Consider the following 24,007-nt stretch of genomic DNA (forward strand, 5'->3'; position numbering starts at 1 on the left):
GGCCCGACCGCCCCGGGCGCGCGTCCGCTGCGGCGGCACCCGCCGTTCCTGGTGGGCGCGCGCACCGGGCGGGCCCTGCGGATCGGCGCCGCGCGTCCGCTCGGCGGGGCCGTCGCCCGGCGTGGCGGCCCGACCCCGCTCCCGCCCCTCCGGGGGGCCGCCGTCGCCGAACGTGCCGAGCGAGAGCAGGAGTTCGCGGACGCGCAGGCCCAGGTGCAGGGCGATCCGGTCCGCCCCGTTGTCCAGGTCGAGCCCGGTGACCTCCTGGATCTGCCGCAGCCGGTAGTACAGCGAGGTGCGGTGGATCCGCAGCTCCTCGGCGGTCCGGGGGATCGAGCCGGCGTGGTTGAGGAAGCACCGCAGGGTCGCCTCCAGGCGGGGGCCGTTGGCGGACTCCAGCAGGACGCGCAGCGGTTTCGGGAGCAGTGACTCGGTCAGGGCGCGGTCCGGCAGCTGCAGGAGCACCGCGAACTCGCCGAGCTCCGCCCAGGAGCCGATGCCCTGCAGCCCGGGCATCCGGCGTGCCGCGCGCACCGCGACGAGCGCCTGCTCGTAGGAGGTCCGGGCGCCGGCCAGCCCCGCCTGCCGGCCGCCGATCCCGACGACGGGATCGGCCGAGGCGTCCAGCCGGGCGCCGAGCGCCTCCAGGATGCGCGTGGACTGCTCCCGGAGCGCTTCCTCCGGCAACGGCCGGTCGGCGAGCTGGAGCAGGACGGCCCGGTGCGAGGTGACCGCGAAGGTGCCGTACGCCGGTCCGCCGGCCGCCGGCCCGGTCCGGCGGAACCCGTCCAGCACCTCGTGCAGCGCGCTCGCCACCTGCCCGGGAGCCACCCGGGAGCGGGCCACCTGCACGACGGTGACCACCGCGTGGGGGGCGTCGGGGAGCAGCGCGCCGTCCAGCAGCCGGGTCCGGGCCTCGGCGCGCGCGGCGGGGCCGGAGCCCAGCAGCGACAGCAGCAGCTCCTGCTCCTCGGCCCGGTCGGCGTCGGCCGCGAGGCGGTCGGCGTACAGCTGGCCGACGACGGCGGGCGTCGCCCGGGCGATGGCCTCGGTCGCCTCCGGAGGCAGCGCCGCCTCCGGTGCGATGACCGTCAGCAGGCCGAGGAAGTGGCCGCGTTCCCGCAGCGGCACGCAGTAGCGGGGGAGCAGCCCGAGGTCCTCCCGGCCCGGGAGGAAGCCGGGCCTGGACCACCGCAGGACGCCGTGCTCCACGATGTGACGGCCGACCTCGCTGCTGGTCCGTCCCTGCAGGAGGCTGAACAGGCGCGCCCCGTCCGCGTCGTCGAAGTGCCGGCTCGAACAGATGTGTCTGCCCGAGGGGTCGGTCAGGGCCACGGACCGCTGGAGCGACTCCGCGAGTCCCTCGATCAGTTCTCCCAGGTCAGCACTGCCGACGGAGGCTCGTCGCAGCTGTCCGGTCATGGCAGTCCTCCTTCGTGGTCGTCTCTCCGCGGCGCGGGACCGGTGGGCCGGGGTCCGGTACCGGCGTCGCACGCGCCGGCCCCGGACCCGGACCGCTCCGGTCCCGCATCTCCTGGAGCCACGGTGACACCGGTGCGATGCCCCACCGTGCACGGTTCTTGCCTGTGCCTGCGGGGACCGCCGGGCGGTCGTGCATCCGGTGCGGAACTGCCCCAGGCTGCTCCGGTGGCCCGGCGCCCGGCTGTGCCGCCCGGTCGGGTCGCTCCGGTCGTACGGCACGGTCGGGTCGCCGTGGGCCGCCCCCGGGGAGGAGTGCTTGTGCAAGAAGACGGTCGAGTTCCCGGGGAGGCGCCCGTCCTCGAGTGGCAGACCCGTGCCTTCCTCGCGTCCTGCCCGTGGCCCGATGCCGCGCAGGCCGGCGGCGCCGCGGCGCGGGCGCGGATGGCGGCCCTCTGGAACGGCGGCGGGCGGGACGACCACGAGGTGGAGGAGGAGTGGCTGGCGCTGCCGGGGCGGGACGGCAGCCGCGTCCGGGTGCGGATCCTCCGTCCCGCGGGTGCCGCCGAGCCGCTGCCGGTGGTGCTCTACCTGCACGGGCTCGGCTGGATGCTGACCGACGCCCACGCGCACCGGCAGCTGGTGGTGGACCTGGTGCTCGGCGCGGACGCGGCCGTGGTGGTCCCCGAGTACGACGGGCCGGAGCACGCCCGCCACCCGGGCGCCGTCGAGCGGGCGTACGCCGTGGCCCGGTGGATCGCCCGGCACGGCGCGGGGTGCGGACTGGACGGGGCCAGGATCGCGGTCGTCGGCGCCAGCGCGGGCGCCCAGCAGGCGGCCGCGCTCACCCTCGTGGCGGGCCGGCGCCGCGGCCCGCGCTTCCGCCACCAGGTGCTGGTCTGCCCGGTGACGGACGCGGCGCTGGACACCCCCTCCTTCCGCCGGTTCGCGCAGGGGTACTTCCTGAGCCGCGCCGCCATGCGGGACTACTGGCGGCAGTACGCGCCGGACCCGCGGGACCGCGCCCGGGGCGAGGTCTCACCCCTGCGCGCGCCGCTCCGGTGGCTCGTCGGCCTGCCGCCCTCGCTCGTCGTCACCGCCGAGGCCGACGTGCTGCGCGACGAGGGCGAGGCGTACGCGGCGCGGCTGCGGCAGGCGGACGTCCCGGTGGTGTCGGTGCGCTACCACGGCACGATCCACGGCTTCGTCCTGTTCGACGCGCTTCGCGGCACGGAGGCCGCCAGGGCGGCGCGCATCCAGATCACGGACACCCTGCACACCGCCCTGCACACCTGACCGCGCCCGCCCGACCGCGCCCGCCCGACCGTGCGCGCCCGACCGTGCGCGCCCGACCGCGCCCGCCGTCCCGGCCGGTCACCCGGGCCCGTCGACGGGGAGCACGCCGCCGAGCCGCCGCCACTCGCTCGGGGACACCCCGTACGCCGCCTGGAAACGGCGGCTGAAGTGGCTGGGGCTGCTGAACCCGCACCGGGCGGAGACCGCGGCGACGGTCAGCCGGTCGTACCGGGCGGCGGCGAGCATGCGCCGGGCCTTGCCGAGCCGCTCCGCGATGAGCCACTGCTCCAGGCTGATCCCCGCCCCGCTGAGCAGGGTGTAGAGCCGGCGGAGCGAGACGGCGTGCTCCGCCGCGATCCGCTCCGGCGTCAGGTCGCGGTCCGCGAGGTGGGCCCGTGCGTAGGCCATGATCCGGGTGACCAGGGTCTCGTCCATCGTCGACCTGGCCTCGACGGTCTGCTCGGCGTGCGCGGCCGAGAGCAGCAGGGCGCGGACGAGTTCCGTGGTGGCGTTCGCCAGGGCCTCCGCGCCGGGGTCGCCCTCCAGCCGCCCGGGATCGCGCCACACCCCGCGCAGGTGCTGCAGCACCAGGTCGTGGAGCGGGCTCGCGCGCAGCTGCAGCGAGGCCCGCACCACCGTGTCCACCGGCACGCCGAGGCGGTGCATGTCGAACATGACGGACTGGGACGCCCCGTCGCCGGACCAGCCGTACACCCGGGGCGACAGCTCGTGGAAGACGCAGATGTCGTCCGCGCCCAGGAGCTGCTGCCGGCCCGCGACCTCGGCCCGGTGGACCCCGCGGGGCTGGAGCGAGACCGAGACGATCGGGCTGCTGCGGTGGTGGCGCACGTGCCGGTCCGTCCGCCGTACCTCGAAGCCGGTGTTCCGGGTGGCGAAGAAGTCCAGTCCGCCCACGCGCCACAGCTCCATGCGCGCGTGGATGCCGCTCTCCGGCTCCTCGTGGGCGACGTCGTTGGGCACCAGCGAATCCGTCAGCGCGTGGTGGAACGCGTCCACCCGCTCACGGGGCGGCACGGTGTCGAGGTCGAGCAGCAGCACACGGACTCCCAGGAAAACGATCTTCCGCCATTCTGCCGCATGCCGCGGGGCGGTCGAGAACGTCGACCGGCAGCGCGGACACGCCCTCGATCGAGTGAGTCACGTTGCCCGGGGGCGCGCGGACGGCCAGGGTAGCGGTCGTGATCAACAAGCGAATTCGCATGGCCGCCAGTGTAGTTGCCCTTGCCTGTGCCGTCGTGCTCACCCCCGGGAGCCTGGCCGCCGCCGCTCCCGCGGCCGCCACCGAAGCCGCCCCGTTCCGCTGCCTCGACCCCGGCGGGGAGGCGCTGTGGAGCGGCCCCCAGTGCGACGGTGTGGTCGTCCGCGAACTCGGCACCGAGGCCGTCGCCATCCTCCTGGACGGCCGCCGGATCGCCTTCGCCGACGAGGCCGAGCTGCGCGCCGAGGACTGCGCCGCCCGACCGGCCGTCACCCTGCCCGCCGTCGTCTTCGAGAGCCTCCCGGAGGGCCCGGACCCGCTGTACGCCGCCGTGGACCGCCAGGTGGACGTGCCCCGCATCACCCCCGCGCCGCACTGGCGCAAGGACTGCCACCCGCTCTTCCGGTCGGACGGCCGCGACCCGTCCGTCATCTTCGAGCAGGGCTTCGGCCCCAAGGACGTCAACGGCCAGCACGACATCACCAGTTACGTCCTGAAGAACCAGCCCTCACCGTTCGTCAGCACCACCTACGACCCCGAGCTGTACAAGAAGTGGAAGAAGGTGCCCTGGGACTACGTCATCGACGCCCCCGGCGGCATCGACGTGAACGCGACCATCGGCGACCGGCACCAGTACGCCGACCAGGTGGAGGTCGCCTTCCCCGGCGGGGTGGACCGGCACTTCATCCGCCGCGCCTGCCCGGTCGACCGCGCCACCGCCTCGCTGGTCGAGTCCGGCTGTGTGGACAACCCGCACTACCGGCCCTGGCTGCACTGACCGCGGGCCGCCCCGCCGCGGCGCGCGGCGGGGCGGAGCGGGGGCGGGGTTCTGTTACCTGCGTCACATGCGGATCTTGTTGACCGTCCTCGGCCAAGGCAGCAGTATTCCGAATGGGCGGGAGCCGCCCGGCGAGGTGGTCCGACAGGCGGCGAATCCTCCGGAATCCGCCCGGTGCTCCCGACTCGGAGTCCTAAGTGAAGAAAATGACGCACGCGGCACGGGCTTCCGTCGGCATCCACCCGGAAGTCCGTTCCGCTGCTGTGCCGTAGAGGTCGTCGAGGGGGCGTCGAATGCTGATCACCAATGCTCTTTCCCGCTATTACGAACAGGTCCAGGGGGCGCTGGGAGACCTGTTGTCCGACGGCGGGAACGGAAATCCCGCCGAATTCACGCCCGGCGTCGAGCTGCCCCTTCTCACACCGGCCGTCCGGGAATTCCTCTCCGTTTCGGACATCGCCGGCACGCCGATGCCGTCCTACGACGGGCGGAGCCTGGCGCTGCTCGACCTGATGCGCAATCCGGCCACCATGACGACGAAGACCTTCGCCTCGCTGGTCATCGTCGGCCGGGCCGTCCGCTTCATCCAGGACACCGGCGAGAGCGTCACGATCGTCACCCCGTCCTCCGCGAACAAGGCCATCGCGCTGCGCGACGCGGTCCTCCGCGCGATCAAGTGCGGCCTGGTCGAGGCCCACCAGCTCAACATCGTCGTGCTGGTCCCCGAGAGCTCCGTCGGCAAGCTGCGCCGCACCGAGCTGTTCACCGACCCGTACCTGCGCGCCCGCAACCCGATCGCGGTCCTGGCCGGCGACCGGACGCCCGGCGAGGTGAAGGACATCGCCAGGGGGTTCGTCGACGCCCACGCCGAGGAGCTGGCCAAGGTCCACAAGACCCACCTCTGGTACACCCTCCAGCTGGAGAACTACCTCGCCGCCGACGTGGTGCGCGCGCTCGCCGAGGCGGAGTTCTTCCCGGCGGAGGCGGGCCGGCCGCGGCTGCACGCGCACGCCGTCTCCAGCGCCTACGGCCTCCTCGGGCACGCCTACGGCCGGACCCGGCTGGCCGAGGCGGACCGGACCGGCACGCCCGACCCCCGCTACTTCCTGGTCCAGCACCTCGGGGCGCCGGACATGGTGCTGAGCCTGTACCACGGCTCGACCGACCCGGGGAAGATCCCCGCGTACACGCGCGACGCCGGTACCGGGCTCTTCGTCCAGCAGCAGGACCCGCGCTTCCCGGCCGCCACCTTCGACCCGGCGGAGTCGCTCGACCCCACCTTCTACACCCGCAACCCCGTGACCTCGCCCCGGATGAACGAGCTGATCCAGCGGCAGGGCGGCGGCGGGCTGGTCGTCTCGCTCGCCGAGTGCCTCCAGCGCTACGCGCAGGTGCGCGCCCTGCTCGGCGAGGCGGAGGTGCGGCTGCCCGCCGATCCGCGCGAGCTGCGCGAGTGGTCGCTGGTGATGGCGGTGGTCGGCGTGCTCAACGGGATCGACCGCGGCCTGATCACCGAGCAGGACATCCTGGTGCACGGCTCCGGCAGCTACGCCGTCCGCGACTTCGAGGGCCTGAGCGTCCACGACACCCACCCGGTCGGTGACGTCCCGGCGCTCCACCGGGTGGCCCTCTCCACCGTGCGGGCCTGACCGCACCCGGCCCCGGCCCCCGTACCCGTCCGCCCGCCCTCAGCACCGAGGTGAGCTCCCCTTGCCCACAGCACCGCCCGCTCCGCGTGCCGGCTTCCCCCAGCGGGTGCGCATGCACGCCGGATACCACTGGCGCAACAGCGGAAACCCGCTGGTCACCGGCCTCCGGGACCACTGGGACACCCGCCGGGGCGCCGTGTTCCCCTCCGTCCGCTCGGACCTCGCCGGCCTGTCGGTCGGCTACTCCGGGCTGAAGGAGGGGCTCGCCTACACCCTGGAGTTCACCGAGCTGCGCCGCGAGGGCGGTGCGGAGCAGGCCGCCGCGCGGCGCACCGGCCAGGTGACCGGACGGCAGCTGAGGACCCCGGAGGGCGTACCGGACGCGGACATCGCCATCGTCGGCACCAGCGCCTCGCTGGCGCACCGGATGCCGAAGACCGCGTCCCTGGTCATCCCCATGCGGGTGCACTTCGTCATCGACTTCGACGGCAGCCCCGACCGGGCCCGCCAGGCGATATCGAAGCGCGAACGGCAGAAGTTCAACAGCGACATGCGACGGCACGGGTGGGGCTGGGAGCTGAACACCTCGCCCGCGTGGTTCGACGAGTTCTACGACCGGCTCTACCGCCCCACCATGTTCGAGCGGCACGGCGCCCGCGAACGGACGGAGACCAAGGACGCCGCCTACGAGTGCCTGTTCCGGACCGGGCGGATGTTCGTCCTGACCCAGGACGGCGAGCGGATCGGCGGCGCGCTCTGCCACTGGGACGAGCCCACCGGCGTGCTGACGCTGCGCCTGCTCGGCGTGCGGGGCGGCGACGCGGCCCACTACGAGAGCGGCGCGTTCAAGGCGATCTACCACCTGCTGATCGGCTGGTGCGCCGAGAACGGCGTGCGGCGCCTCGACTTCCAGGGCACCGAACCCTTCCTGAGCAAGGGGACGTTCCAGTGGAAGCGTCGCTTCGGCACCCGGGTGATCATGCCGCCGAACCACTTCGGGGACAAGCGCCTGTGGCTGCGGGCGCGCCGGGACACCCCCGAGGTGCGGGACTACCTGGTGGCGAACCCGACGCTCGCCGAGACCGCGGACGGCCTGCTGGAGGCGGTCTACTTCCACGACGGGCAGCGGCCGCCGCGGCTGGACTTCTCCGCGAAGGCCCCGGGGGTGGACCGGGTCCGGCAGGTTGACCTCGACGCGTTCTTCGCGCGCTGAGGAGGCGGTGACCTTCATGTCGACCCCCCAGGCCGCCCCGCTGCGGCGGACACCCGGCTTCCGGAACTTCTGGGCCTCCCGCGCGGTGTCGGGCCTCGGGAGCGCCATCACGACCGTGGCCCTGCCCGTGCTGGTGTTCCAGCAGAGCGGGTCGCCGCTGCTGGTCTCCCTGGTGGCGGCCGCCGACACCCTGCCGTACCTGGCCTTCGGCCTGGTCGCGGGCGCCATCGCGGACCGGGTGGACCGGCGCGCCCTGATGATCGCGGCGGACTGCCTGAGCGCGCTGTGCCTGGCCTCCGTCCCGATCGCCTGGGCGCTGGGCGTGCTGACCGTCGGGCACATCGTCCTGGTCGCGTTCCTGGCGTCCAGCCTCTCGCTCTTCTTCGACGCGGGCGTGTACGGGTTCGTCCCCGAGATCGTCGGCAAGGAGAGCCTGGCGCAGGCCAACAGCGCGATCTACGGCGCGGAGACGGTCGTCCGGATCGCCGGGAACGCCCTCGCGGGCGCGCTCATCGCGCTGTTCCGCCCGGCCGGCACGCTCGCGCTGGACGCCCTGAGCTTCGTGGTGTCGGCCCTGTTCATCCGGGCCGTCACCGGCACCGCCGCCGCTCGCGAGGAGCGTGCGGCGGCCGTACGGCCCGGCCTGCGGGAGTCCGTCCGGGAGGGGCTGCGCTTCCTGGCCGGCCACCCGACGCTGCGGGTGCTGACCGTGGTCGGCACGCTGCAGTCCTTCGCCGGGGGCGCCATCGTCGGCCAGCTGGTCGTCTTCGCCGACCGCGTGCTGGGCATCCACGGCTCCGACGGGCGGATCGGCCTGCTGTTCATGGCCTGGAGCGCCGGCGGCATCGGCGGCTCGCTCCTGCTGCCGAGGCTCCGCCGGCGCTTCGAGGCCTTCCCGCTGCTGCTCTGGGTGCTGCCGGTGGGCGCGCTGCTCGGGCTCGTGGTCGTCCTCACCACCGACTGGCGGATCGCCGTGCCCGCGCTGACGGTGTGGGGCTCGGCGTACCTCGTCGTCGTGGTCAACACGATGACCTACTCCCAGGAGGTGACCCCGCCCGCGCTCCAGGGGCGGGTGAACACCACCCGGCGGATGCTCTCCTCCGGCCTGGGCGTGCCGCTCGGCGCGCTGGTGGCCAGCAGCGTCACGGTGGCCGCCGGCATCCGGGCCGGCATGGCCACCGCCGTCGTCTCGATCACCCTCGCCGCGGCCGTGGTCTGGGTGGTGCGGCTGCGCGGGCTGCGTGGCGCCGTCCCGGAGGCGTAGCCGGCCGGACCGGAACTCCCGCGCAGGGCCCTGACCGCCTCGGTCAGGGCCCTGCGCGCGTCAGGCCAGGGCCCTGCTGCCCTCAGGCGAGGGCCTTCCCGTCGAAGACCGGGGTGCCGTCGGGGCGCCGCGCCACGGTGACCTCGCCGCTCATCGCGACCAGGGTGCGCCGGTCGCCGGTGTACGGGCGCCGGCCGTGCGACACCAGCAGGTTGTTGACGACCATCAGGTCCCCGCGCTGCCAGGGGAAGGCGTACGTGCAGGCCTCGTAGGCCGCGCGGACCCGGTCCATCTCGCCGTCGGGGATCGGCGTCCCGTCGCCGTACGAGGCCGCGCGCGGCAGCTCCTCCTCGGGGAAGAGCTCGGTCAGCGCCTCCCGGGTGTCCGCCGGGAGGTTGGAGACGTGGAAGAGGTGCGCCTGGTTGAACCAGCACTCCTCGCCGGTGCGCGGGTGCGTCACCAGGGCCTCGCCGCGCTGCCGGGTGCGCAGCCCGTAGTCCGTCCACTCGATCTCGATGCCGCGCTGGGCGCAGTACTGCTCCACCTCGGCGCGGTCCTCGGTCTGGAAGGTCTCCTGCCAGGTCAGGCCCATGCCCTCGCGGTAGGACCGGGAGTACGCCACGCCCAGCCGCCGGTAGCGGTCCACCAGGTCGGACGGCAGGTGCCGGACGACGGCGCGCACGTCCGCGATCGGCGTCTCGCCGCCGGTCTCGGCGGCCTGGAGGCAGGCGAAGTACAGCCGGTACGGGAAGACGCTCGCGTAGGCGCTCTCGCTGTGCTGGGTGATCGTCTCCGACGCCGGGTACTCCGTCGAGGTGTAGACGCCCCCGCCGACGACGCTGCGCGGGGTCGAGCGCTCCGTGTAGGAGAGGAGCCCGCCGCCGAGGCGCCGGCCGACCTCCGAGAGCTGCTCGGGGGTCGCCACGGCGCCCCGGACCAGGACGGCGCCGACGGTGTCGAGCAGCTGCGTCAGCGCGGAAGCGTGCTCGGCGGCCCAGTCCTCGACGGGTTGCGGCGGTGCCGCTCCGGCGTCGCGGGCCTCGTAGACGGCCAGCCGGGTGGCGTCGGAGCCCTCGATCCGGCCGGTGTACGGCCCGAGCTCCGGGATCGGTGATGCGTCGTGCGGCACGGCGGTTCCCTCCGCTTGGTTGGTGAACGGTCAGCTCTGGGGCGCGGCCTCGTCGGCGCGGGCGGCCATCCTCCGGACCGTGCCGGCCCGGAAGACGTCCGTCGGCGTCAGGGCGATCCCGGCCCGCCGGGCCCGCGCGGAGAGCTGGATGCCGAGCAGCGAGTTCCCCCCGAGCGTGAAGAAGTTGTCGACCGGGCCCACCCGGTCGACGCCGAGCAGTTCGGCGCACAGGCCGGCCAGCAGCCGCTCGGTCTCGGTGGCCGGCTCGTCGGCCGGGGCCGGGGCCGGGGCCGGGGCCGGTGCCTGGTTCCAGACCTCCGGCGACAGGGCGGCGACCAGGGCGTCCCGGTCCACCTTGCCCTGGGGGGTCAGCGGCATGGTGTCGAGCAGCACGACGGCGGACGGCACCAGGTACGCCGGGAGGCGGTCCGCGACGAACTCCCGCAGGGCCCGGGCCAGCCCCGCCGCCTCCCCGGCCGCACCGCGCTCGGGGACCACGTGCGCCACCAGGCTCAGCCCGCCGGGGCCGGGCGCGGCGCACACGCTGGCCTGGGCGACCCCGGGGGCTGCCAGCAGCACGGCCTCCACCTCGCCGGGCTCCACCCGGTGGGAGCGGATCTTCACCTGGTGGTCGACCCGCCCGACGAAGACCAGGCCGCCGTCCGGGCCGCGCCGGACCAGGTCCCCGGTCCGGTACATCCGCGCGCCCGGGGGGCCGAACGGGTCGGTGGGGAAGCGCTCCGCGGTGAGCTCCGGGCGGTTCAGATAGTCGAGGGCCAGCTGGTCCCCGGCGACGTACAGCTCGCCCACCGCGCCGTCGGCCACCGGCTCGCGCCGGTCGTCGAGCAGGTAGGCCCGCACCCCGGGGGCCGGCCGACCGATCGGGACCGGGCCGCCGGGCAGCTCGTCCTGCGGGGCCAGCCGGTGGACGATGCAGCCCACCGTCGCCTCGGTCGGGCCGTACTCGTTCGTCACCGTGGTGCCCGGGGCGCGCCGGCGCCACTCGTCGAGCTGCTCGCCGAGCAGCTGCTCGCCGCCCACGACCAGGTCCACGGTGGGCAGGGCGGTGGACGGGACGGCGTCCAGGAGCGCGAGGTGGCTCGGCGTCAGCTTGAGGAAGGTGACCGGAGGCCGGACCGCCTCGGCCCCCGGGGCCGCGCCGTCCGCACCGCCGGGCCGCTCGAACAGGTCGGCCACCTGGATGGTGCCACCCGCCGCCGGCGGGCCGAAGAGGGTGGTGACGGTGAGGTCGAAGGAGACCGGCGAGTGCAGGAGCGCCTCGCCGGACAGCCCCGGGTAGGCGTCGAGGCACCAGCCCAGGTAGGCGGCCAGTCCCCGGTGGGGGACGGCGACGCCCTTGGGCCGGCCGGTCGACCCGGAGGTGTGGATGACGTAGGCCGGGTCCTCCGGCCGGACCGGGCGGCCGCGTTCGGTGTCGGAGAGCGGGCCGTCCGGCAGCGCCGCGAGGGCCCGCGCCGTCCCCGGCTCGTCCAGGCCCAGCCGGGCGACGGGGGTGCCGGGCGCGAACGGTCCGGCGGTGACCAGGAGGACGGGCCGGGCGTCGTCGAGGACGGCGGCGACCCGGGCCGCCGGGTGGTCCACGTCCAGGGGGACGTAGGCGGCTCCCGCCTTGAGCACCGCGTAGAGCGTGACGATCAGCTCGGCGGAGCGGGGCAGCGCGACGGCGACGAGGCTGCCGGAGCCGACCCCCCGCTCCCGCAGCAGGCGGGCGAGCCGGTTGGCCCGTCCGTCCAGTTCGGCGTAACTGACGGTCAGTCCACCCTCGCGCACGGCGGTCGCCGCGGGGCTCCGGTGGGCCTGCGACTCCAGCAGCTCGTGGGCGAACAGGGCGCGGTTCATGGGATTGCCTCTCGACTCTGGTCTGTCGCCCGGCAAAGGCAGGCCGCCCGGTGGGCGCGGACGCGCGGAGGAAGCGCGATGACGACCCGTCCGCGTCACGGTGTCCCGGGGCGGTGCTCCAGCGTGCGCCCGGACGTCGGACGGGGCCAGGCTCATCGGCGGTTGTGGCTCGATGTCGGCGGCCGGAGTCCGACGGGCAGCCGTGGTGCACGGGTCGACCGCCATTAATGACAGACGTCCGAACCTTTGGCAAGGGTGCTTCCGGTACGGCACTTCGGGACGCCCGGGCCGGGTTCCACCGCAATGCGGACACCGTCACCGGTCAAAAGCGACATTGCCGACAGCGCCGAGTCTCAGGAACATGACAGAACACCTTGCCCCCCGGTGGACGCATGGTGTTCCATGGTCGTCGAAGGAAAGGATGTGACATGGTCACGCGGGGAGGACCTTCTTGAACGGCGTCATCAATTGGATTTACCAAGACGACGACCTGGAATTCGAAGACGCCCTGAGGTTCGAGGAAAGCATCACCCGGCGCTACCTCCCCCTGGCGAAGCGCGCGGACTTCGATTTCCGCCCGCTCCGGGCCGGCGAAATCACGGTTTCCTGCCTCGACGGGCCCGTCCTGCGCTACCGCGGCGAGAACCTGCTGGAGACCCGGCAGTGCTACATCGTCGAGGACCTCAGCATGGAGCCGCAGGGCCTCCAGCACATGCGGTCGATCTACCGGACGATCCGCGGCAGCGACTCCGTCCTGCTCAACCGGTCGATCAGCGGGCCGGACTACCTCGAGCGCGACAAGCTCGCCCTGCTGCAGCACGCGGCCGGCCTCGGCGTGCCCACCCTGAGGACCGTCGCGGTGCCCCCCGGGAAGTTCGCCCGACGGGTCGTCCCCGAGGTGGAGCGGGAGTTGGGCGCCGGCCCCTACATCGTCAAGCCGCGGGAGCTCGGCATGGGCGTCGGGGTCCTCAAGATCGACTCCGACCAGCAGCTGGTCTCGGCGATCGACCTCGTCGCGATGACGGGCACCGGCCACATCGTCCAGCCCTACCTGCCGCACAGCGCGGACATGCGGGTGTACGTCGTCGAGGGCCGCGTGGTCACCTCGCTGAGCCGCCGCCCCCGGCCGGGCGGCTACCTCGCCAACGTCAGCCAGGGCGGCTCGTCCGAGGTGACCGACGACCACCTCCAGGTCGAGGACCTGTGCCACCGGATCGCCCGCAGCCTGGACGCGGAGTACCTCTGCATCGACTGGCTGATGACCGACTCCGGCCCGGTGCTGAACGAATGGAGCACGGCCAGCGCCGGATTCACCGTGCTGCCGGAACCGCAACTCACCACGCTCGCCGACGCCTTCTTCGGCTGGATCCGGCGGAAATTCGAGGACGGGAACCAGTGAACGTGTCCGAGGAGAACTGGTTCGGCAGCCCGGAGCTGCCGGCCGAGTCCAGGCTGGCCGTGCCGGAACTCACCGAACACCTGGCCCGGACCCTGGACGACCTGGACTACCCGGCGAACACCACGTCGATGAACCCGGTCGTGCTGCCGCAGGCCCGCTACACCGAACTCTTCGACGCCACCCGGCAGTTGCTGCGGCTGCTGCGCCGCGCTCTGCTCGACAGCGCCCCCGACTTCCACGGCAGGCTCCGCGAGCTGGGCGCGGTCGAGGCGAACTACCCGCTCTGGGTGCGCGGGCCGCTCGAAGAGGCGTACGCGACGTGCATGACCCGTCCGGACGTGGCGGTCGGCGCGACCGGCCCCAAGTTCCTGGAGTTCAACATCGGTTCCGGGATCGGCGGCGTCGTCGAGACCTCCGTGCACTCGGCGGTCTGGAAGGCCGCCTACGGCGGCGCCGACGTGGCCCCCTTCGGTGCCGCGCCCGACCCGCTCGCGGTACGGGACCAGCTCTTCGTGCGCGCCGCGCGCGACCTGGGCCTTCCCCCCGCGGTCGCCATCGTCGGGGCGCTGCGCGAGTTCAACGCGGTGCGCACCACGCGCTACTTCGACATCCAGGTCCAGTCGCTGCGCAGCCGCGGGCTGCAGGCGGAGTACTTCGAACCCGAGCGGCTGCTGGAGGGCCTCGGCCTGGCCGGCGGCGGGAACGGGCTCCGCTACCGGCTCGGCCTGCGGCACTTCAACATCTACGACTGGACCCGGCTCGGGATCGACCTCTCGCCGATGCGGACGGCCCTGGACGCCGAGTGCTTCCTGATCGCCTCCCAGACCGCCTACCTCGTCGCCAACAAGAAGGTCCTCGGCTGGGTGTCGGAGGGCCGGCCGTGGATGACCGCCGAGGACCGCGCCCTCGTCGAGCGGTACCTGCCCTGGACCCGGACGGTCTCCGACCGGCCGGTCAGCCGGCACGGCACCGTCCGGCCGCTGCCCGAACTGCTGCTGGCCGAACGGGAGGACTTCGTCCTCAAGCCGGCCATCGGGCTGGGCAGCCACGGCGTCGTCCTCGGCCGCCACACCGACGACGCGACCTGGCGGGCGACCCTGGACACCGCGCTGAGCACCGGGCAGTACATCGCGCAGGAGTACGTCGAGCCCGTGCCCTACCGGATGGAGCTGCGGGAGGCCGGCGGCGAGAGCACCTACGAGACCGAGGTCTTCCCCGTGCTCAGCCCCTTCCTCTTCGACGGCGAGCCGGGCGGCTGCCTGGTGCGCTACCTGCCGCCCGGCCGCGAGGGCGTCACCACCATCCAGGGCAACGGCGCGCTGCCGTCGGTCGCCCTGCCCGTCTGACCGCCGGCCGGCCCGACAAGGAACGCGACATGACCACAGCGCTGTCCGGCAACCCGTCCCGGTGGCTGCGCACACCCCGGCCCCGGCCGTCGGCCCCGGTCCGCCTGGTCTGCCTGGCACACGCCGGCGGGACCGCCGCCGCCTACCAGGACTGGGCGCCGCTGCTCCCGGACGACATCGAGCTGTCCGTCGTCCAGTACCCCGGCCGGCACGACCGCATCGACGAGCCCTGCGTGGACTCCATGGAGGAGATGGCCGACGCGATCGCGGCCGTGCTGCACCCGGCGGCCGGGCCCGGCCTCGTCCTGTTCGGTCACAGCATGGGCGCGGCGGTCGGCTACGAGGTGGCCCTGCGCCACGCCGCCCAGGGCCACCCGCCCCGGCGGCTGATCGTCTCCGGCCGCCGGCCCCCGCACCGCCACGTCGGGGGGGACGTGCACACCAAGGACGACGACGCCCTGCTGGCCGAACTGCGCAGCCTCTCCGCCACCGACCGGGCCGTGCTCGACGACCCCGACCTGCGGCAGCTGCTCTTCCCGGTGATCCGGGCCGACTACCGGCTCATCGAGCGCTACCACCGCGCGTCACCGCCGCGGATCGACACCCCCATCACCGTCTTCCGGGGAAGCGCGGACGAGCGCCTGCCCGGCCACGACGCCGACGCCTGGCGCGACCTGACGACCCGTGGGTTCGACCAGCGGGTCTTCCCGGGCGGCCACTTCTACCTGCGGGACCACGCCCGCGACGTCGTTCCGGCCGTCGTCCGGGCCATCGGGACGGCGCCAGGCCAGGCGGCGCCCGGCCCCGCGGAAGGGACCGGCACATGACGTCCGCGACCACCACCACGACCTCGGCCGTCGCCGTCCGCGACGCCCTGGTCGCCCACCGGATGGGCCCGTACTTCGCCACGCCCTGCGGCGTGCTCGCCCCGCTGCTCACCGCCCTGGAGGACCGCGCCGACTACCACGTCGTGGCCCGGGAGGACAACGCGGTCGCCATGGCGGCGGGCGTGGTGCTGGCCGGCGGCACCGCCACCGTGCTGATGCAGAACTCGGGCTTCGGGCAGTCCGTCAACGCCCTGGCCTCCCTGGTGGTGCCCTACCGCATCCCGCTGCTGCTGATCGTCAGCATGCGCGGGACGCCGCCCGACCCGACGCCGGAGAACCTCGCGATGGGCCGGCTGACCGAACCGATCCTGGCGGGCCTCGGCATCGAGAGCGACTACCTCAGCGGCCGGCGGGCCGACGAACAGGTCCGCGCCGCCCGGCGGTCGGTCCTGGAGGAGCGCCGCAGCCGCGCCCTGCTGGTACGACCCGACGAATTCGACTGGGAAGCGTGACCGTGCCCTCCGACAAGTCCGTGCGCCCCGATGAACCCTTCGACGAGCCGCTCGATGAGCCCTTCGACAAGTCCGCGGCCATCGCCGAGGTGCTGGCCTGCGCACCCGGCGTCCCGACCGTGTTCACCACCGGCTTCGCCTCCCGGGTCGCGGCCGCGCTGGACGACCGGCCCAACCACTTCTACATGACCGGCTCCATGGGCCTGGCCCTGTCCGTGGGCACCGGCGTCGCCATGGGCTCCGGGCGGACCACCGTCGTCGTCGACGGCGACGGGAGCCTGCTGATGAACCCCGCCACGCTGCTCGCGGTGGGGGCGGACCCGGACCTGCCGATCGTCCACGTCGTCCTGGACGACGGCGTCTACGCCTCCACCGGCGGGCAGCCCACCCCCGGCCGGCGGGCCGATCTGGGCGGCCTGGCGGCCGCCAGCGGCTACCGGACGGTGCGCGAGGCCACCACCCGCCCCGCCCTGCGCGCGGCTCTTTGCTCCGCGCTCGCCGCCGACTCGGCCGTCTTCATCCGCTGCCCCGTCCAGCCGGACGCCGCCCCGCCGGGCGGGCGCGTCACCCCGGACCTGCCGGGCGTCGCGGCGCGCTTCGCGGGGTCCGTCACGGGCGGATCCCGCTTCCCGGCACCGCCGGAGTAGGCCCGCGCCGGCCGGCCCTGGGCGGGTAGCCCTGGGCGGGCCGGCCGGTTCCGGACGCGGCTCCGGTCAGTACAGGGCGGCGCCCATGGGGGAGTCCTCGCCCGTGACGTACGCGCGGATCGAGGCGAGGTACTCCTGGCGGCCGACGCGCCCGTCGCCGTCGCGGTCCAGCGCGTCGAAGGCCGCGTCGGCGTTGTCGGCCCGGTTGCCCAGGGCCCGGCGCAGCGTGGTGAACTGCGCCCGGTCCAGGGAGCCGTCCCGGTCGGCGTCGGCGAGGTCGAACAGGGCGCCGAGGGCGTACTGGCAGACGGTGTCGAACTTCTCGGCGTCCACCCAGGCGGCGTACTCCTGGTAGGTCATCACGCCGTCGCCGTCGGCGTCCATCGCGGCCCAGGCCCGTTCGCCCATGGCGCGCGCGGCGACGACCAGGGGGTCGTCGTCGCCGCGTCCGGTCGCCCGCTGGGCCCGGTCGATGCGGACGAAGTAGTCGTGGCGGGAGGCGATGCCGTCCCCGTCGGTGTCCAGCATCGCGTAGACGCGGGCCTTCGGGGGCGTCGGGTCGACCGGGGGCTGCTGCGGCTCGGTCCGGGTGAGGGTCATGTCGGGTCGTCCTCGGGAGTCGTTCGGCGGGTTGGTGGTGGGGCGGGAGTTCAGTGGGTGAGGCGGAGGACGAGGACCGAGTCGAGCTCGGTCTCGCCGGCCGGGGTGCCGCAGCCGGCGCCGGTGCTGCTGCCGATCGCGTTGACGGTGTCACCGGCGAAGCGCGCGCTGTCGGCGGTGACGGCTCCGGAGACGACCAGGGAGGCGGTGCCGTTCACCTTCACGACGTCGGTCCGGTCGAAGCGGAAGGTGGAGGCGGTTCCGTCGGTCCAGCTGACGTCGGTGGTGGAGGTGTCCCCGTGTTCGTCGCCGGTGCATTCCGTGGCCGGCATGGTGACCGTCCGCGCGAAGGTCCCGGTGGTCGTGGGCGCTCCGGCGGCGTCCACGCACTCCACGGTCCCGGTCATGACCAGGGTGTCGGGCAGCGACACGTTGGTCCCTCCCGGGTCCACCGCGGAGGTGAAGACGCCGTGGCCCTTCAGCGCGCAGGTGGCGTCCGTCGTGGGCTCGGCCGCGACGGCACGGGCCGAAGCGGGGTCGTCGGCCGAAGCCGTGCGGGCCGAAGCGGTGCGGGCCGAAGCGGTGTGGGCCGCGGCCCCGGCGAACAGCGGGCCGGTGGCCAGCAGCGGTACGGCGGTCAGCACGGCGGCGCGGACAGCGATCCTCATGGGTGTTCTCCCGTCGTCCTCGGTCTGTGTCCGGCGAGGGGGTCCTTCAACCGGCACGGTCATGATCGACGGCGGAGCCGCTCCCGCCCGGACGACTCGCCAGGCGCACCGGTCCGACCGGCTTCGTCGTCCGCTCCGGTGGTCCCCGGCCGTCACCCGGGCGGGGGTGGGTCGTTGGGCCGGATGGGCCGTCGCACGGGTGCGGCGGCCGTCGGAGCGGCCTGGAGGAGTCTGCGGTGTCCACCGTCACCAACCCGTTCACCGGTGCCTACACGCCGGTGGGCGAGGAAGTCACCGCGTTCGACCTGCCGGTCACCGGGACGATCCCGGCGGAGCTCAACGGGCGGTACCTGCGCAACGGGCCGAACGGGATGCGGCCGGAGGACCCCAGGCCGCGGCACCTGTTCGCCGGGTACGCCATGGTGCACGGGGTGCGGCTGCTCGACGGGCGGGCCAGGTGGTACCGCAACCGGCTGGTGCGCAGCGCCGCCGTGGCCGAGGCGCTGGGGGAGCGGCCGCGCCCCGGCGCCGCGCCGCGGATCGCCGACGTCGCGCCCAACACCCATGTCATCGGCCACGCCGACCGGACCTTCGCCCTGGTCGAGGGCGGCTTCCGTCCGTACGAACTCTCCTACGAGATCGAGACGGTGGGCGCCAGCGACTTCTGCGGCACGCTGCCCGACGGGTTCGCCGCCCACCCCAAGCTCGACCCGGTCACCGGGGAACTGCACGCGATCACCTGGCAGCGGGACGACAGCGAGAGGCTCCGGCACCTGGTGCTCTCCCCGCAGGGCGCCGTGGTCCGCGCGGTGGACGTCCCCGTCCCGCACCAGCCGGTGGTGCACGACATGGCGCTGACCCGGAACTTCGCCGTCGTGCTGGACCTCGCGGGGCGGGTCAGCGCGGCCGACAACCTGGCGCGCAGGACGTACCCGGCGGTCTGGGACGAGACCCGCGGCGCGCGGATCGGGCTGCTGCCCCGCGACGGCACCGAGGTCCGCTGGTACGAGGTCGAGCCCTGCTTCGTCTACCACACGCTGAACGCCCACGAGGACGGCGACCGGGTCGTCGTCGACGTCGTCCGCTACCCGAGGATGTTCGCCGGTGGCGCGGTGGACGGCCAGAGCAGCCCGACCCTGGACCGCTGGACCGTCGACACCGTCTCCGGCCGGGTCACCGAGACCCGGCTGGACGACCGGCCGCAGGAGTTCCCGGCGGTCAGTCCGGCGGTGGTCGGCGGCGCCCACCGGTACGGCTACTCCACCGTGGCCACCGACCTGCTGCGCCACTTCGCCGCGGCGGGCGCCCTGGAGGCCCTGACCCCGGAGGCCGCCGGGGACGCGCTGATCAAGCACGACCTGCGTCAGCGGACCAGTACGGTACGGGAGTTCGGCGCCGGCCGGTACACGGGCGAGGTCTCCTTCGTCCCCCGGGAGGGCGCCAGGGGCGAGGACGACGGCTACCTGCTGGCCTACGTCCACGACCCCGAGCGGGGCGCGAGCGACCTCGTCGTCCTCTCCGCCGAGGACTTCACCGGCGCCCCGCTCGCCGCCGTCCACCTGCCGGTGCGGGTCCCGGCCGGCTTCCACGGCAGCTGGATCCCCGACCCCGACTGAGCGCGGGCCTCAGTACTCCCAGGAGACGGCGGTGGCCGCGGCGGTGATGAGGAGCCAGCCGATGAGCGGGAGGGCGAGGGTGAGGCCGAAGGAGAACTGGTTGATGATCAGGACGGGGCCGCCGATGAAGGTGGTGAAGGCGAGGAAGAGGCAGGCGGCGGCGGGGACGATCCAGCCGTCCCGGTGGCCCGAGAGCAGGCCGAAGACGAGGAGGGCCGAGCCCGCGCCGATCAGGAGGGCCAGTTCGACGGCGGTGTCCCAGGGCGGGTAGGCGACCGGGGAGCGGTGGCCCCGGTGGGAGAGTTCGACCACGCGGCCGTTCCAGACGGTCACGTCGACGTCGGCGCCGTCCGCCACGCTGTTGAAGAGGCCCTCGGTGACGCCGTAGAGGTGCGCGGGCACCGTCTCGCGGGAGAGGGTCACCTCGTAGCTGTAGGACTCGCCGTCCCACCTGGCCTTCTTGCTCGTCACCCGCCCGGTCTCGTGGATGTTGCAGTCGGTGGCGGGCGCGGTGCCGAGGGCGGTGCAGGAGGGCGCGTCGCGGTAGGCGACGGCCTCGTCGTAGGTGTCGACGTAGCGGGCGAAGCCGAGGGCGACGGTGGCCAGACCGGTCAGGACGAGCAGGACCCGCACGAGGAGGCGGGCGGCCCGGCGGAACCCGCGTTCCCGGCGCGGCCGGTCCCGGAGTTCCGCCGTGTCCCGCAGTCCGTCGCCGCCGGCGACCTTGCTCCGCGCGTCCATCGCACCCCCTCGGCCCACTCCCGGGCGCCTCCCGGGTCCAGCCGGGATCATGGCAGGAGTCGGCCGCGCTGGGGGAGCAACGGGAGTGCTTTGTAGCCGACTTGTGGAAATCGGCCGGAAGCCGGGAGCCCGGCGGTGGGTCAGGGCAGCAGCAGGCCGGCGAGTTCGTCCAGCAGCTCGGTGACCCTCCGTGCCTTCTCCGGGTCCGGGACGGCCCGGGCGATGACCGGCTCGGCGGGCCGGGCGACGTGCGCGTGGATGGCGCGCCGGGCCGGCTCGGAGACGGTCAGCAGGGTGCGCCGCCCGTCGGCGGGGTCGGGGGAGGCGTCGAGCAGGCCGCGTTCGCGCAGGCGGGCGACGGAGACCGAGACGTGGCTCTGGGCGAAGCCGGTGCGGACCCGGATCTCCTGGACGGAGGCGGCGGGGTGGCGGAACACGTCGGAGATCACGGCGATCTCCCCGGCGGTGAGGTGCTCGGAGGCGGGGTCGGTGATCAGCGCCCGGCCGAGTTCGGTCAACCGCTTGCCGAGTCTGAGGAGTTGAACGCCGTCCATGCCCGCAGAATACATCTTCACCGATGCATCGGTAGCGATGTAGATTGCCGGGCATGACGACCTCCGACCAGACCCCCGACCAGACCCCCGAGCCGACCCCCGGCCCGACCCCCCGCCCGACCGCCGAACCGCTCAGCCCGGTCTCCCGCACCGCCCTGTCCGTCGCCCGGGTGCGGGCCTTCGAGAGCGCCCGCCCCGACCCGCTCTTCGTCGACCCGTACGCCGCCGCCTTCGTCACCGCCGCCGGCCTGCCGCTGGAGCCCTCCGCCGCGGGCAGCGACCTCGCCAGGGCCCTGGTCGCCCACGGCACCCTGCGCACCCGCTTCTACGACGACCGGCTGCTCGCCGCCGGCGCCGACCAGGTGGTGCTGCTGGCGGCGGGCCTGGACACCCGCGCGTACCGGCTGGACTGGCCGTCCGGCACCCGGGTGTTCGAGCTCGACCTGGCCCCGGTACTGGCCTTCAAGGACCAGGTCCTGGACGGCCTCGGCGCCGCGCCGCACGCCGAGCGCACCGCCCTGCCCGCCGACCTGCTGGACCCGGGCTGGCCCGAGCGGCTGCGCGCGGCCGGCTTCGACCCGGCGCGGCGCTCGGTCTGGCTGGCCGAGGGGCTGCTGGTCTACCTCACCCCCGAGGAGGCGGCCGGGCTCCTCACGGCGGTGGCCGGCCTGGCCGCCCCGGGCAGCCGCCTGCTGCTGGAACAGGGCCGCGACGTGAGCCGCACACCGCACGACCCGGCGCTCGCCCACGTCACCGGCCTGTGGCGCGGCGGCCTCGGCCCCGGCACCGACGCGTGGCTCGACGAGCACGGCTGGACGCCGGAGGTCACCACCCTGGTCCGGCTCGCCGAGGCCCACGGCCGCCCGCTGCCGAACCCCGCCAGCACGACGGCGTTCCTCGAGGCCGAGCGGCGGGCGGCGCACTGACGCGGGCGGCATGACGGAGGGTCACGCCGGGCGGGGTGGCCAGGTGTTCGGGGCGAGGACGCCGGTGGCGTAGGCCCGGGCGACCAGGGCGGTGCGGTTGGGGACGCGCCAGCGGCGGGAGAGCCGGGCCAGGTGGTAGTTGACCCCGTCCGGGGTGACGCCGATCTCCCGGGCGATCTGCGCGGTGGTGTCGCCCCGGGCCGCCGCGGCCAGGATGCGGGCCTCGACCGGGCTGGCCCCGGCCTGCGGCCCGGGCGGCGGGTCCTCGCCCGCGGGCTCCGCCGCGTTCAGCGACAGCAGCAGGCTCGGGGTCTGCTCCGGGGTGTCGCCGACCAGGGCGACGGTCATCTCGCCGTACCGCCGGCGGCCGTCGGCGGGCGTCCAGGACACCCGGGCCGGGTACTGCGAGCGCCGGTGCAGCCGGACGGCCTCGGCGAGCGCCTCCAGGGTGCCGCTGTCCCGCAGGGTGAAGAACTCCAGGATCCTACGGTCGCGCAACTGGCCCGGCAAGCGGCCGAACTCGGCTGCCATCGCGCGGTTGGCGATCAGGATCCGCCCGCCGTACTCGCACACCGCGATGGGCAGCGGCACGTGGTCCAGCAGCCGCAGCGCCCGGTTGCGCCAGATCACCGCCGCGTCCGGCCCGCTGCCCGGCGTGGGGCCGCAGCCCTCGGTCGTACGCATGTGTCGTTCTCCTCCCGTGAGCCGGAGTTGACGGACCGTGGGCAAGCCCGCGAACCCATCGGGTACTACACAATCATGTAGTGACCGCGGCCCGGGCCCCGGCCCGGTGGGCGCACAGTGGGGGAAGCCGAAAGTTTCCAGCTGTGGGAGGGGCACACCGATGACCGACACCGTGGAGAGCGTGACCGAGGACGGGCCGACGGCCGGGGGCGGGAGCCCGGCCGTCCCGCTGGTGGACATCTCGTCCGCGCCGCCGCTCGCCGCCCCCGTGCTGCGCACCATGGAACTGGCCAGAGAGCACGGCCCGGCCTTCGTCCAGCGGCTGCACGGCCGGGACCTGCTGGTCGTCAGCAGCCTGGAGCTGGTGGAGGAGCTGGCCGACGAGACCCGGTTCACCAAGTCGGTCAGCCCGGCCCTGGAGAACGTCCGGCGGTTCGCCGGCGACGGCCTGTTCACCGCCTACAACGACGAGCCCAACTGGGCCCGGGCGCACGACATCCTGATGCCCGCCTTCGCGCTCGGCTCGATGCGCACCTACCACCCGGTGATGCTGCGGGTGGCCCGCCGGCTGATCGACTCCTGGGACCGCCGGGAGGCCGCCGGACTGCCGGTGGACGTGCCCGGGGACATGACCCGGATGACCCTGGACACCATCGGACTGGCCGGCTTCGGCTTCGACTTCGGCTCCTTCGAGCGGGACGAGCCGCACCCCTTCGTCGAGGCGATGGTGCGCTGCCTGGACTGGGCGATGACCGAGCTCACCCGGGACCCGGAGGCGGACCACCGCGAGCGCGACGCCGCCTTCCGGGCCGACACCGACTACCTCGCCGCCGTGGTGGACGAGGTGATCGCCGCCCGCGCCGGGGAGGGCGTCCAGGGCCCGGCCGAGGACCTGCTCAGCCTGATGCTCGGCGCGGTCCGCCCCTCGGACGGCACCCGGCTGGACGCCGAGAACATCCGCAACCAGGTGATCACCTTCCTGATCGCCGGCCACGAGACCACCTCGGGCGCGCTCTCCTTCGCGCTGTACTACCTGCTCAAGCACCCGGCCGTGCTGCGGCAGGTGCAGCGGGAGGTGGACGAGCTCTGGGGCGCCAAGGCCGACCCGGAGCCCTCCTACGAGGACGTCGGACGGCTGCGCCACACCCGCCAGGTGCTCAACGAGGCGCTGCGGCTGTGGCCGACGGCGCCCGCGTTCAGCCGGGAGGCGCGCGAGGACACCCTGCTCGGCGGCCGGATCCCGCTGCGCGCCGGGGAGACCGTCTTCGTCACCACGCCGGTGCTGCACCGCGACCCGGCGTGGGGCGACAACCCGGAGCTGTTCGACCCGTCCCGGTTCGACCCCGAGCGCGAGGAGGCCCGCTCGCCGCACGCCTTCAAGCCCTTCGGCACCGGCGAACGCGCCTGCATCGGACGGCAGTTCGCGCTGCACGAGGCCGTCATGCTGCTCGGCATGCTGGTCCACCGCTACCGGCTGATCGACCACGCCGACTACCGGCTGACCGTCAAGCAGACGCTCACCGTCAAGCCCGACGGCTTCACCCTCGGCCTCGCCCGGCGCACGCCCGTCCAGGCCCCCGCCGCCGGGGACGCCCAGGCCGCGCCGGTCCGGTACAGCACGGCGGAGGTGAAGCCCGGCACGCACGTCCAGGTGCTCGGC

General features: G+C 74.3%; 22 protein-coding genes. 13 read left to right on the forward strand and 9 right to left on the reverse strand.

Annotation, left to right across the window (positions count from 1 at the left end; genetic code table 11):
* A partial coding sequence (locus ABZW03_RS14525; RefSeq protein WP_355256745.1) for a helix-turn-helix domain-containing protein occupies window positions 1–1,422 on the reverse strand: 1,422 nt, incomplete at its 3' end.
* A 318-nt stretch (window positions 1,423–1,740) separates the two neighbouring features.
* Between ABZW03_RS14525 and ABZW03_RS14530 the strand changes: the two genes are divergently transcribed.
* A complete protein-coding gene (locus ABZW03_RS14530) occupies window positions 1,741–2,715 on the forward strand; it encodes an alpha/beta hydrolase (RefSeq protein WP_355256747.1) in 975 nt (324 codons plus the stop codon).
* Between the two features lie 78 nt (window positions 2,716–2,793).
* On the opposite strand, the gene ABZW03_RS14535 is transcribed toward ABZW03_RS14530, so the two are convergent.
* The gene (locus ABZW03_RS14535) at window positions 2,794–3,774 is read right to left on the reverse strand and encodes an AraC family transcriptional regulator (RefSeq protein ID WP_355256750.1); all 981 of its coding nucleotides are present in this window, start codon (window positions 3,772–3,774) and stop codon (window positions 2,794–2,796) included.
* Between the two features lie 197 nt (window positions 3,775–3,971).
* Between ABZW03_RS14535 and ABZW03_RS14540 the strand changes: the two genes are divergently transcribed.
* From ABZW03_RS14540 to ABZW03_RS14555, 4 genes are all read left to right on the forward strand, one after another.
* Window positions 3,972–4,712: an ADP-ribosyltransferase gene (locus ABZW03_RS14540; protein WP_355256753.1), complete on the forward strand. Its 741-nt coding sequence runs from the start codon at window positions 3,972–3,974 to the stop codon at window positions 4,710–4,712.
* Between the two features lie 293 nt (window positions 4,713–5,005).
* The gene (locus ABZW03_RS14545) at window positions 5,006–6,361 is read left to right on the forward strand and encodes a DUF6002 family protein (protein ID WP_355256756.1); all 1,356 of its coding nucleotides are present in this window, start codon (window positions 5,006–5,008) and stop codon (window positions 6,359–6,361) included.
* Window positions 6,362–6,422: 61 nt separating this feature from the next.
* Entirely contained in the window at window positions 6,423–7,574 is a 1,152-nt protein-coding gene (locus ABZW03_RS14550; protein WP_355256759.1) for a GNAT family N-acetyltransferase, read from the forward strand.
* A gap of 16 nt (window positions 7,575–7,590) precedes the next feature.
* On the forward strand, window positions 7,591–8,838 hold the full coding sequence (locus ABZW03_RS14555) for an MFS transporter (protein ID WP_355256762.1): 1,248 nt from the start codon (window positions 7,591–7,593) through the stop codon (window positions 8,836–8,838).
* An 82-nt stretch (window positions 8,839–8,920) separates the two neighbouring features.
* Here ABZW03_RS14555 and ABZW03_RS14560 read toward each other — a convergent pair whose 3' ends face one another.
* The gene (locus ABZW03_RS14560; RefSeq protein WP_355256765.1) at window positions 8,921–9,967 is read right to left on the reverse strand and encodes a TauD/TfdA family dioxygenase; all 1,047 of its coding nucleotides are present in this window, start codon (window positions 9,965–9,967) and stop codon (window positions 8,921–8,923) included.
* Between the two features lie 30 nt (window positions 9,968–9,997).
* On the reverse strand, window positions 9,998–11,827 hold the full coding sequence (locus ABZW03_RS14565; RefSeq protein ID WP_355256768.1) for a non-ribosomal peptide synthetase: 1,830 nt from the start codon (window positions 11,825–11,827) through the stop codon (window positions 9,998–10,000).
* 451 nt (window positions 11,828–12,278) lie between these two features.
* Here ABZW03_RS14565 and ABZW03_RS14570 point away from each other — a divergent pair, with 451 nt between their 5' ends.
* The 5 genes from ABZW03_RS14570 to ABZW03_RS14590 are packed head-to-tail and all read left to right on the forward strand — an operon-like array spanning window position 12,279 to window position 16,558.
* A complete protein-coding gene (locus ABZW03_RS14570; protein WP_355256771.1) occupies window positions 12,279–13,226 on the forward strand; it encodes a hypothetical protein in 948 nt (315 codons plus the stop codon).
* Window positions 13,223–14,572 carry a hypothetical protein gene (locus ABZW03_RS14575; RefSeq protein ID WP_355256774.1) on the forward strand — a complete coding sequence of 450 codons (1,350 nt, stop codon included), beginning with the start codon at window positions 13,223–13,225 and terminating at the stop codon, window positions 14,570–14,572. Before ABZW03_RS14570 ends, ABZW03_RS14575 begins: the two co-directional genes overlap by 4 nt.
* A gap of 29 nt (window positions 14,573–14,601) precedes the next feature.
* On the forward strand, window positions 14,602–15,399 hold the full coding sequence (locus ABZW03_RS14580) for an alpha/beta fold hydrolase (RefSeq protein WP_355256781.1): 798 nt from the start codon (window positions 14,602–14,604) through the stop codon (window positions 15,397–15,399).
* On the forward strand, window positions 15,396–15,911 hold the full coding sequence (locus ABZW03_RS14585) for a thiamine pyrophosphate-binding protein (RefSeq protein ID WP_355256783.1): 516 nt from the start codon (window positions 15,396–15,398) through the stop codon (window positions 15,909–15,911). Before ABZW03_RS14580 ends, ABZW03_RS14585 begins: the two co-directional genes overlap by 4 nt.
* Window positions 15,908–16,558, forward strand: coding sequence for a thiamine pyrophosphate-dependent enzyme (locus ABZW03_RS14590; RefSeq protein ID WP_355256786.1), 651 nt, complete (start codon window positions 15,908–15,910; stop codon window positions 16,556–16,558). Before ABZW03_RS14585 ends, ABZW03_RS14590 begins: the two co-directional genes overlap by 4 nt.
* A 66-nt stretch (window positions 16,559–16,624) precedes the next feature.
* Here ABZW03_RS14590 and ABZW03_RS14595 read toward each other — a convergent pair whose 3' ends face one another.
* Complete coding sequence (locus ABZW03_RS14595; RefSeq protein ID WP_355256789.1) at window positions 16,625–17,158, reverse strand: EF-hand domain-containing protein; 534 nt, start codon at window positions 17,156–17,158, stop codon at window positions 16,625–16,627.
* Window positions 17,159–17,208: 50 nt separating this feature from the next.
* Entirely contained in the window at window positions 17,209–17,826 is a 618-nt protein-coding gene (locus ABZW03_RS14600) for a hypothetical protein (protein ID WP_355256792.1), read from the reverse strand.
* A gap of 236 nt (window positions 17,827–18,062) precedes the next feature.
* Between ABZW03_RS14600 and ABZW03_RS14605 the strand changes: the two genes are divergently transcribed.
* Window positions 18,063–19,442, forward strand: coding sequence for a carotenoid oxygenase family protein (locus ABZW03_RS14605; RefSeq protein ID WP_355256795.1), 1,380 nt, complete (start codon window positions 18,063–18,065; stop codon window positions 19,440–19,442).
* Window positions 19,443–19,451: 9 nt separating this feature from the next.
* Here ABZW03_RS14605 and ABZW03_RS14610 read toward each other — a convergent pair whose 3' ends face one another.
* Together ABZW03_RS14610 and ABZW03_RS14615 are read right to left on the reverse strand one after the other, a co-directional pair.
* Window positions 19,452–20,183: a hypothetical protein gene (locus ABZW03_RS14610; RefSeq protein WP_355256798.1), complete on the reverse strand. Its 732-nt coding sequence runs from the start codon at window positions 20,181–20,183 to the stop codon at window positions 19,452–19,454.
* Between the two features lie 140 nt (window positions 20,184–20,323).
* Window positions 20,324–20,737: a helix-turn-helix domain-containing protein gene (locus ABZW03_RS14615; protein WP_355256801.1), complete on the reverse strand. Its 414-nt coding sequence runs from the start codon at window positions 20,735–20,737 to the stop codon at window positions 20,324–20,326.
* Window positions 20,738–20,790: 53 nt separating this feature from the next.
* Between ABZW03_RS14615 and ABZW03_RS14620 the strand changes: the two genes are divergently transcribed.
* Complete coding sequence (locus tag ABZW03_RS14620; protein WP_355256803.1) at window positions 20,791–21,663, forward strand: SAM-dependent methyltransferase; 873 nt, start codon at window positions 20,791–20,793, stop codon at window positions 21,661–21,663.
* Window positions 21,664–21,684: 21 nt separating this feature from the next.
* Here the strand turns inward: ABZW03_RS14620 and ABZW03_RS14625 are convergent, their stop codons facing one another.
* Window positions 21,685–22,347, reverse strand: coding sequence for a LuxR C-terminal-related transcriptional regulator (locus ABZW03_RS14625; protein WP_355256806.1), 663 nt, complete (start codon window positions 22,345–22,347; stop codon window positions 21,685–21,687).
* A 160-nt stretch (window positions 22,348–22,507) separates the two neighbouring features.
* Between ABZW03_RS14625 and ABZW03_RS14630 the strand changes: the two genes are divergently transcribed.
* On the forward strand, window positions 22,508–24,007 hold a 1,500-nt coding region (locus ABZW03_RS14630; RefSeq protein WP_355256808.1), incomplete at its 3' end, for a cytochrome P450.

It is taken from the genome of Kitasatospora sp. NPDC004799 (assembly GCF_040609095.1).
In the GTDB taxonomy this organism is placed as follows: domain Bacteria; phylum Actinomycetota; class Actinomycetes; order Streptomycetales; family Streptomycetaceae; genus Kitasatospora.